Genomic DNA, 8,579 nt, shown 5'->3' with positions numbered 1-8,579 from the left:
GGCGTGCTGGAAGGCCTCGATGTGCTCGACGAACGGCTCATCGAAGTGGGCACTGCCGACTTGGTATTGGGGCAGACCGACTCCGAGCGGGTGTTCGCGTTGATCACCGCCTCGATCCGGGCCCGCGGTGGTGACGTCACCTCCGGCCTGGTCGACGCCATGCGCTGGTTGGCCGACAACGTGCCGATCTATGCGGTCAACATCTTGCTCAGCACGGCCACCGACCTCTGGGCACTTCGCTACCCCGAGTCGCACGAGCTGTACCTGTCGGATCGTCGGAGCACCTCGACGGATCACCGATTCCATTTGCGCACCAGCCGAATTCGCGCGGAGTCGCAACATCTGCGCCATCAGCCGTCGGCCGTGTTCGCCACCGAGCCGATGGACGAGGCCGCACGATGGCAGCTCATTGAACCGGGGGAATTGGTCCACGTCGACGCGGGCTTACAGATCAGCCGCGATCTGGTGCTACGGGATCCTCCACGCCATCAACTGCGGCCCGAGGATCTCAGCCCGACGGCTTTGGCGTCGTTACATCCGACCGCATGACGGGTAAACGTGCGCTGGTGCTCGGGGGCGGTGGTGTCGCTGGGATCGCCTGGGAGACAGGCTTTCTGATCGGAGTCGCCGACGAGTCTCGGGCCGCGGCGGCGGCCTTGCTGGATTCCGACGTGCTGCTTGGTACTTCGGCCGGCTCGGCGGTCGTCGCACAGATCAGCAGCGGCGTGGATCTGGCGGAGCTGTTCGCGCGGCAGGTCAGCGAGACGTCCGCCGAACTCGACCCCGGCGTCGAGATCGAGTCCATCATGGAGCTCTTCCTGGCCGCCTTGTCGGACCCGGACACCACCCTCGTACAAAAGCGGCAGCGGATCGGGGCTGTCGCGCTGGCCGCCGATACCTTGGCCGAGCCGTTGCGGCGCAACGTCATCGCGCAGCGACTTCCCTCGCACGTCTGGCCCGACCGGGAGCTGCGCCTCACCGCCGTCGACATCGCCACCGGCGAATTGGTGGTGCTCGACCGCGATTCCGGCGTCGACCTGGTGGACGCGGTGGCCGCCAGTTGCGCGGTACCGGGAGCATGGCCGCCGGTGACGATCGGGGATCGGCGTTACATGGACGGCGGCATCGGCAGCACGATCAACCTCGACGCCGCCGACGACTGCGAGGCGGCGGTGGTGCTGGTGCCCGCCGGAGAGTCGGCGCCGTCGGCGTTCGGCGCCGGGCCGGCCGTGGAGATCAACGGGTTTCGCGGTGCGGCCCTGGGTGTGTTCGCCGACGAGGAGTCGCTGGCCGCATATGGTCCGAACGCACTCGATCCGCGCTGCCGCGTGCCCTCCGCGCATGCCGGGCGTGCGCAGGGCCGGCGGGAGGCGGCGGCCGTCGCGGCGTTCCTTGGCGTCAGGTGATGGTGTCCAGCGCCTCGGCAGCCAGCTCGCGGCCGGTCTCGATCACCTCTGCGGCGCGATGGAATTCGAGGCTGCGGCAAGCCGACCGCGGCACCTCGATCAGCAGGTCGGGCGGATAAGCCGCCAATGTGTGGCGGGCCAGCGCGGCCTGGGCGATATCGATGGTGCGGTTCATCACCTCGAAACCGCCGAGCCTGGGCGGTTCGGACTCCGGCACGCTCGCTGTGTCGTCTGGGTCCTCCGCGCTCGATGTGCCGAACCGGTCGAGCACCGCGCGTGCCGTCGGAGAGTCCAGCAGCGCCGAGGTACTGCTCAGCATCCGGTTCAACCACTCGGTCGTGGGCCGGGGCTCCGGCGCTGGGTCGCCGCCCGCGGCTTCGCTGCCGGACAGGCTGACGGCGATGGTCAGGTCGGCGTTGACGGCCGCGATCGGCGCCATCGGCAGCGGGTCGAGAATGCCGCCGTCGGCCAGCAGCCGCCCGTCGATGACGTGCGGTGCGATGACACCCGGGATCGCGATCGACGCACGGATCGCCTCGTCGACCGGGCCGCGCTGCAACCACACCGACTTGCCGGCCAGCAGATCGGTGCACACCGAGGTGTAGGGGATCGGCAGCTCCTCCACGGTGACCGCGCCGAGAATGTCGCGCACCGCGTCCAGAATCTTCTCGGCCCGCAGCACGCCGGCCGCGGTGATCGATGGATCCAGCAGCCGCAGGATTGAACGCTGAGTCAACGACCTTGCCCAGTCGGCGAATTCGTCGAGCCGCTCGGCCGCTTGTAACCCGCCGACCAGCGCCCCCATCGACGAACCGGCGATCCCGACGATGTGATAACCGCGATCTTGCAACTCATGGATGACCCCGATGTGCGCGTACCCGCGGGCACCTCCGCTGCCCAGCGCCAACGCCACGCGCCGCCCGGGGTGCTGTTCGGGCGTGAGGTCGGAGTCTGTCATCGGCTCATTGTTCCCCGCGCGGGGGCGGTAGGGCGCACGGCACCCACGCGGGGAGGGTTCGGCGGCCGGCTGGAGGTCAACGCCGAATCCTGGGGGCGGGGGATTATTTGCGGTGAGCGCTGACCAGGAACGACGGCAGCCGCGCGCGGCCGTCGGACCCGATTGTCACGTTGCGGTATTCGAAGCCGTCAGGCAGCGTCCGCGGCACGTTGACCCATGCACGCGCCGGCCGCACCTCGTCGACGACTAGGTGCCTACCGACGGTCTGGCGCAATTCTGGCTCGGTGAATGGCCGTGGCCCGAAGTCGGTATTGGGCGGAAAGGCGTCGGTAGAGAAAACCAGGGCAAAGAATCTCCCGCCGGGCCGCAGCGCCCGTGCGCTCGATTGGATGTAACCGTTGCGCAACTGCTCGGGCAGGCAATGAAAGACCAGCCCGTCGACGACGGTATAAAAGTAGTTTTCGTACCCGGTCGATTTCGAGAGGTCGGCGACGCCAAATTGAACTTCCTGGCCTCCACTTGCCGCTGCGCGCCTGGCTTGTGCGATGGCGCTGCTGGAAAGGTCGAGGCCGACGGCGTCATATCCTTTTTGGGCAAGCGCCAGTGTCGTGACTCCAACCCCGCAGCCAGAGTCGAGAACCGGACTTCGGAAACGCCCCTGACGCTCCAGGGCGGCGAGTTCCGGTTGCAATTCACCGATATTCCAGCCGGGATTTCCGGGCGCGTAAGACGCCACGCCATTGTATAGCTCATCCCAGTCGACGCTGTTCACATTGAATGTTGGCATAGCACCGACGCTAAGTACGCCGAACAACGCGGGCAACCGGCCGAAGCCATTTTAACGACTTCAATACGGGGCCGGAGCGCGTGCATTATGCGTCGGCAATTTGAAAAATAGCTGGAGATTTCCTCCTGCTATGCCAAAATTGCCTCAACGGCATCGTACCGGGTGACTACGTGCCGTCGAATGCTGAGGATGCAAAGAGAAATCTATTTATGGCCGGGTCGCTCCTGCTATCCGTCACAGGACCCGCCTTTTGCTCGGCGTGATTCAAGCGCAGGCCGGCCCTCAGCCGCATTCGTCGTTGGCGGCCGCGTTGGCCGCGACGATCACTCCCGCCTGCCGCGGCAGCGGCAGTGCGGCCCAGGCGATGTTCCAGGTGCCGGCGCCGGCGACGCCAGGCGTCTGGACGGCCGCCAAATACTTCTCGACCAGCGCCGCCCGGTCGCCCGGGTGGCCCTGCATCCACGTCTTCGCTGCATGGCAGGCCTGGAAGTACTGCTCTTCGGTCGAGTAGGAGGGCACGTTGATCTTGGTCGTGACGCCCGCGGGGGAGATCGCCACGACGCCCGGCGCCGCCGCTGCCGCTGTCGTCACCGTGCCTGACGGCGAGGTGGATACGGTTGGGGCCTTCGTGCCGGGGGCGGAGCAGCCCGTCATCACCGATGCGGCGGTCAGGACGGCAATCGTGTCCAAGATCAAGGGGCGTGATGGTCGCGACCGCACCCGGTCAATCTATGCAACACTGGCGACCGTGATGCAGCGAACCCGGTTTTGGGAGTGTTGTCGGCCCTGACTGCCGCCGCCCATTGATACGCCCGTTCGCTCTGGAGCTTGCCTCACATGGTTTCTGCAGACCTCATTGCTGCCCCTGTCCTGTCCCGACCGTCGCGTCTCCGATCTGTCCCCGGTCCGACCCGGCTGCGGCTGGCCGACCTGCTGCACATCACCGACCGAACGGCTGACGACGTGCTCAGCGGCCGCTACGACCAGGTGGTCCCGGCGGGCGGTGTGCCCACCGACGATCGTTGGTTCGTACGGTTGCACGGCGACGACGAAGTCGATGTCTGGCTGATCAGCTGGGTGCCCGGGCATCGCACCGAGTTGCACGACCACGGCGGATCGCTGGGTGCGCTGACGTTGTTGTCCGGATCGCTGGATGAATTCCGTTGGGACGGAGACCGTTTGCGCTGCAAACGGCTCGTGGCAGGGGATCAGGCCGCGTTCCCGTTGGGCTGGGTGCACGACGTGGTGTGGGCCCCAACGGGTCCGGCGGCGTCGGCGTACGGCCCGCCGGGACCGTCGCTCAGCGTGCACGCGTATTCGCCTCCGCTGACGGTGATGTCGTACTACGAGGTCACCAACGAGCAACGGCTTCGGCGTCAGCGCACCGAGTTGACCGACCAACCGGAGAACCTATGAGCCGCATCGATCAGACACTGGAGACGGCGCGGGCACGGCTGCACCGCCTGGCGGCAGACGAGGTGCCGGCGGCGCTGCGGCGCGGCGCATTGCTCGTCGACATCCGGCCGCAGGCGCAGCGCACTCGCGAAGGGGAAGTGCCGGAGGCATTGAAGGCGCTCGTGATCGAACGAAACGTGTTGGAGTGGCGCTGCGACCCGACCAGCGACGCCCGACTGCCGCAAGCGGTCAGCGACGATGTCGAGTGGGTGGTGCTCTGCTCGGAGGGCTACACGTCGAGTCTGGCCGCGGTCGCGCTGCAAGACCTTGGCCTGCACCGCGCGACGGACGTCATCGGTGGTTACCGGGCGCTGCTCGCGAATGGCCTGGTGACTGCGACTTAGCCGCCGCCTCCTCCGCCGCCACCACCGTCGCTGCCCTGGTTGTACCACCAGTCGTTGTAGTCATTGGGGTTGTAGTACTCGTAGTTATGCCCCGGCTGGGCCGGCGGCTCCGGGGCCGGCGGTGGATCCGCGGGCGGTGGCGCCGGCAGCACGATTGGCGCGCCACCGGAATTCGCGGCGGCACACACGGGCATACCCACCGCCGCGATCGGAATCGCGGTCAGCACCCCCGCCGCCGCGATTTTGGCAATTGTCCAGGTCATTTGGCCTCTCCCTCCACGGGATACCGAATACGGTGAATCCTGCCACCTGATTGTTCGACCTGCTAGCTAGTGGCCCGAAACCCATGGCACACTCACAGCGTCCGTTTACCTGGCGTTAGCCCTCACTGGCGCGCAGCAGTGGGCGAAGTTTGGCAGTCTTCTCCGGCGTCCACCCCGGCGGCTGCAGCACCGCCGCCCAACCGTTGGCGACGTCGGCGACGTAGACGTGACCGTGGCCCTGCGGCACATCGACGGCCACCGCCATATCGGCCGACACCTGCAAGAACGTCACCACCGGGATCCATTCGGTCTCGGGAAGCACGTCGTAGCCACGTTTTTCGCGCAGCCAGTCCGGTCGGCGGAACAACAGATCGGGATCCCACCAGGCGATCGGGTCCGAGGCATGCTGCAGATACACCACGCGCGGCGTATCCCATTGCGATTCAGGGCGTTTGAGGTCGTCGGGACGTGCCACGAATCGCACAAAGAGGCCGTGGTCGTAGAGCGGCAGCCACTCCGGCGACCCGCGGTCGCGGGTCGCGGTCAGATCGGTCCAGATGGTGTTCTTGAATGTCGGCCCGGAGAACAACGCGCCGTCGGTGCGGGCCAACACGTTGTTGAGGCTCATGAACGGCGCCTCGCCGCCGAAGGAGCCCAGGCTTTCGCCGAACACAACGAGCTTGGGGCGCTGCGCTTCTGGCAGCCGGCGCACCAGCCGATCAACGGCTTCGAACAGCGCCTGGCCCGCATGGCGCGCGTTCTCCTTGTCCACCAGGAAGGACAGCCAGCTGGGCAGGAACGAGTACTGCATGCTCACCACCGCGGTGTTGCCGTTGTACATGTACTCCAGCGCGTCGGCTTCGGCCTCGTTGATCCAGCCGGTGCCGGTGGTGGTTCCGACCGCGATGACAGCGCGGCGTAATCCGCCTTCGCGCTCTAATTCTCGCGCGGCCACTTCCGCTGCCGCAGTGATGCCGTCGGCGGAGTCGAGTCCGGCGTAGGCGCGGATCGGCTCGGTCGCCGGTGCGCCGTTGAACGCGGTGAGCTGTTCGACGGTGGGACCGCCCTTGATGAATATCCGGCCTTGGTGGCCCAGCGATTCCCAGCTCACCAGCGACTGCGGCCCACCCGACCGCAGCGGTGTCCGGGGCGCGGCGGTGTCGGGATTGATTTCGTTGTTGACCGTGGCGAAGGTGTTGTTCATGGTCCGCATCGCGAATTTCACCACGACGCCGTTGAGCAACGCGATTGTCAGAGCGACCAGTAGCGATACCACGATCACGGCCGAAACCCGCGGCGGCACAATCCGATCGAGGCGCAGATCGAGAAAGTGGACCAGCCGGCGGACGAGCTGGCCGGTTTCGACGACGCCGAACAGCACGACCAACGACAGTGCAGTGGTCAGCGGGTAGTCGAGCCACACCAGGTGCTTTACGCCCATCAGATCGCGCACTCGGTCCTGCCAGACGTGGAACCAGATCACCATCGCGAGCATGCCGATCGCGCCGACGACGATCAGCACCAGCCACGCCCGTCGTGGCGCCGGTGGGCTGGAGTCCCGGGAGAGCATAAAGCGCACCAGCCATACCGCGAAAACGCCGATGGCGTAACCGATTGCGCCGGCCAGGCCGCTGACCAAACCCTGAAACAACGGGCCGCGCGGCAACAATGACGGCGTCATCGAAAACCAGATGAACACCAGCCCGACCGCGGTGCCGGTGAAGGTGTAGTGCCGAACCCACCACGCTTTCCGGCGCTGAGGCTCGACGGCTTGCGCGGGTTCGGCAGTGGTGGCTTCGTTCACCACGACTCCTTAGCGGTGGGTGAAGTTCGGCGGTCGCTTTTCGATGAACGCGGCCATTCCTTCGGACTGGTCGTCGGTCGCGAAAGCCGAATGAAATAACCGACGTTCGTAGAGCAGACCCTCGGCCAGCGTGGACTCGAAGGCGCGGTTGACCGCCTCCTTCGCCATCCGTGACGCCGACCGCGACATCTGCGAGATCGTGGTGGCGACGGCTTTGGCTTCGGTCAGCAGATCGTCGGCGGGCACGACGCGTGCCACCAGGCCGCTGCGCTCGGCCTCTTCGGCGTCCATGTTGCGTCCGGTCAGAATCAGGTCCATCGCCTTGGCCTTGCCGATGGCCCGGGTCAGCCGCTGCGAGCCGCCCATGCCCGGCAGCACACCCAACTTGATCTCCGGTTGGCCGAATTTCGCGGTGTCCGCGGCGATCAGCACGTCGCACATCATCGCCAGCTCACAGCCACCGCCGAGCGCGTACCCGGCGACCGCCGCGATCGTCGGCGTGCGCACGGCGGCGAGCTTTGTCCACGGGGCGAAGAAGTCGGCGGCAAAGACGTCGGAGAACGCCAGGCTGGACATCTCCTTGATGTCGGCGCCCGCGGCGAACGCCTTCGCCGAGCCGGTGATGATGATCGCTCCGATGCCGGGGTCGTTGTCGAATTCGGCTGCTGCGGTGGTGACTTCGTCCATCACCTGGCTGTTGAGCGCGTTGAGCGCTTTCGGGCGGTTCAGGGTGATGGTGCCGACTCGCTCGTCCTGCTCGACCAGGATGGTTTCGTACGCTTTCGTCATCGCTGCCTTCCTAGAACTTCAGTTCGTCGTCGACGGGTGCGAAGTATGCTTCGACGTCGGCTGCGCTCACCTGAGCTAGCGATGCCGGCGACCATTTCGGGTTGCGGTCCTTGTCGACCAGCTGAGCCCGGATGCCCTCCACCAGATCGTGCGAACGCAGCGACGCGGACGACACCCGATAGTCCTGGGCCAGAACGTCTTCCAGCGTGCCGAGCTTGGCAGCGCGGCGTACGGCCGCCAGCGTGACCGACAGAGCGATGGGGGAGCGGGTCGCGATCAGGTCCGCGGCGTCGTTGGCGGGACCGGCGTCATGGCCCCGCAATGCGGCGACGATGTCGGCGACGGTGTCGCCGGCATAGCAGTCGTCGATCCAATCCCGCTGTGCGGCAAGCTGACTGGCCGGGGCTTCGACGGCGTGGGCGGCGATCGCCTGATCGACGCCCACTTCGGCGATGGATTCGCGCAACGCATCCAGTTCGTCGTGCGGCACGAAGTGGTCGGCGAACCCCAGCGCGATGGCGTCGGCCCCGGAGAACGGCGCCCCGGTGAGCGCGGCGTGCAGGCCCAGCGATCCCGGTGCGCGCGACAGCAGGTAAGCCCCGCCGACGTCCGGGATGAAGCCGATACCGACCTCGGGCATGGCGACTTTGGAGGTCTCGGTCACCACCCGGGTGTTGGCGTGCGCGCCGACCCCCACACCGCCGCCCATCACGATGCCGTGCATCAGCGCCACGTAGGTCTTCGGGAAGCGGCCGATCTGACCGTTCATCAGG

Annotated in this window: 11 protein-coding genes; 4 read left to right on the top strand and 7 right to left on the bottom strand. The window is 66.7% G+C overall.

The features are described from left to right. Together VN856_RS26860 and VN856_RS26855 are read left to right on the top strand one after the other, a co-directional pair. On the top strand, window positions 1-549 hold a 549-nt coding region (locus VN856_RS26860; RefSeq protein WP_325694982.1), incomplete at its 5' end, for a class II glutamine amidotransferase. Continuing rightward, window positions 546-1,406, top strand: a complete 861-nt coding sequence (locus tag VN856_RS26855; protein WP_325694980.1) for a patatin-like phospholipase family protein — start codon at window positions 546-548, stop codon at window positions 1,404-1,406. The genes VN856_RS26860 and VN856_RS26855, both read left to right, overlap by 4 nt. Here VN856_RS26855 and VN856_RS26850 read toward each other — a convergent pair. The 3 genes from VN856_RS26850 to lpqV all read right to left on the bottom strand — a co-directional run bounded on the left by VN856_RS26850 (window position 1,399) and on the right by lpqV (window position 3,805). Continuing rightward, window positions 1,399-2,364 carry a patatin-like phospholipase family protein gene (locus VN856_RS26850; RefSeq protein WP_325694978.1) on the bottom strand — a complete coding sequence of 322 codons (966 nt, stop codon included), beginning with the start codon at window positions 2,362-2,364 and terminating at the stop codon, window positions 1,399-1,401. The genes VN856_RS26855 and VN856_RS26850 overlap by 8 nt on opposite strands. Before the next feature lie 103 nt (window positions 2,365-2,467). Then, complete coding sequence (locus VN856_RS26845; RefSeq protein ID WP_325694985.1) at window positions 2,468-3,151, bottom strand: class I SAM-dependent methyltransferase; 684 nt, start codon at window positions 3,149-3,151, stop codon at window positions 2,468-2,470. A gap of 282 nt (window positions 3,152-3,433) precedes the next feature. After that, window positions 3,434-3,805 (bottom strand): lipoprotein LpqV, encoded by a 372-nt coding sequence (lpqV, locus tag VN856_RS26840; RefSeq protein ID WP_414687063.1) that lies wholly within the window; start codon window positions 3,803-3,805, stop codon window positions 3,434-3,436. Window positions 3,806-3,988: 183 nt separating this feature from the next. Between lpqV and VN856_RS26835 the strand changes: the two genes are divergently transcribed. Then, a complete protein-coding gene (locus tag VN856_RS26835) occupies window positions 3,989-4,567 on the top strand; it encodes a cysteine dioxygenase (protein WP_414687062.1) in 579 nt (192 codons plus the stop codon). Then, on the top strand, window positions 4,564-4,950 hold the full coding sequence (locus VN856_RS26830) for a rhodanese-like domain-containing protein (RefSeq protein ID WP_325694974.1): 387 nt from the start codon (window positions 4,564-4,566) through the stop codon (window positions 4,948-4,950). The genes VN856_RS26835 and VN856_RS26830 overlap by 4 nt, the downstream gene beginning before the upstream one ends. On the opposite strand, the gene VN856_RS26825 is transcribed toward VN856_RS26830, so the two are convergent. The 4 genes from VN856_RS26825 to VN856_RS26810 form a co-directional block, all read right to left on the bottom strand. Next, window positions 4,947-5,213, bottom strand: a complete 267-nt coding sequence (locus VN856_RS26825) for a hypothetical protein (RefSeq protein WP_325694973.1) — start codon at window positions 5,211-5,213, stop codon at window positions 4,947-4,949. The two genes, VN856_RS26830 and VN856_RS26825, sit on opposite strands and share 4 nt — an antisense overlap. Window positions 5,214-5,328: 115 nt before the next feature. Next, a complete protein-coding gene (locus tag VN856_RS26820; protein WP_325694971.1) occupies window positions 5,329-7,017 on the bottom strand; it encodes an alpha/beta hydrolase in 1,689 nt (562 codons plus the stop codon). Between the two features lie 9 nt (window positions 7,018-7,026). After that, window positions 7,027-7,806, bottom strand: a complete 780-nt coding sequence (locus tag VN856_RS26815; protein ID WP_325694969.1) for an enoyl-CoA hydratase — start codon at window positions 7,804-7,806, stop codon at window positions 7,027-7,029. A 10-nt stretch (window positions 7,807-7,816) separates the two neighbouring features. Further along, window positions 7,817-8,579: 3-hydroxyisobutyryl-CoA hydrolase (locus VN856_RS26810; RefSeq protein WP_325694967.1), on the bottom strand; the 763-nt coding region annotated here is incomplete at its 5' end.

The sequence above is a fragment of the Mycobacterium sp. genome, assembly GCF_035603715.1.
Lineage (GTDB): Bacteria > Actinomycetota > Actinomycetes > Mycobacteriales > Mycobacteriaceae > Mycobacterium.
This window is presented reverse-complemented; position numbering and strand designations above follow the sequence as displayed.

Excerpts from the sequence above, each read along its gene's own strand:
- lpqV (WP_414687063.1), bottom strand. The coding sequence starts at position 3,805 with ATGACGGGCTGCTCCGCCCCCGGCACGAAGGCCCCAACCGTATCCACC.
- VN856_RS26830 (WP_325694974.1), top strand. The coding sequence starts at position 4,564 with ATGAGCCGCATCGATCAGACACTGGAGACGGCGCGGGCACGGCTGCAC.
- VN856_RS26850 (WP_325694978.1), bottom strand. The coding sequence starts at position 2,364 with ATGACAGACTCCGACCTCACGCCCGAACAGCACCCCGGGCGGCGCGTG.
- VN856_RS26845 (WP_325694985.1), bottom strand. The coding sequence starts at position 3,151 with ATGCCAACATTCAATGTGAACAGCGTCGACTGGGATGAGCTATACAAT.
- VN856_RS26815 (WP_325694969.1), bottom strand. The coding sequence starts at position 7,806 with ATGACGAAAGCGTACGAAACCATCCTGGTCGAGCAGGACGAGCGAGTC.
- VN856_RS26835 (WP_414687062.1), top strand. The coding sequence starts at position 3,989 with ATGGTTTCTGCAGACCTCATTGCTGCCCCTGTCCTGTCCCGACCGTCG.
- VN856_RS26855 (WP_325694980.1), top strand. The coding sequence starts at position 546 with ATGACGGGTAAACGTGCGCTGGTGCTCGGGGGCGGTGGTGTCGCTGGG.
- VN856_RS26825 (WP_325694973.1), bottom strand. The coding sequence starts at position 5,213 with ATGACCTGGACAATTGCCAAAATCGCGGCGGCGGGGGTGCTGACCGCG.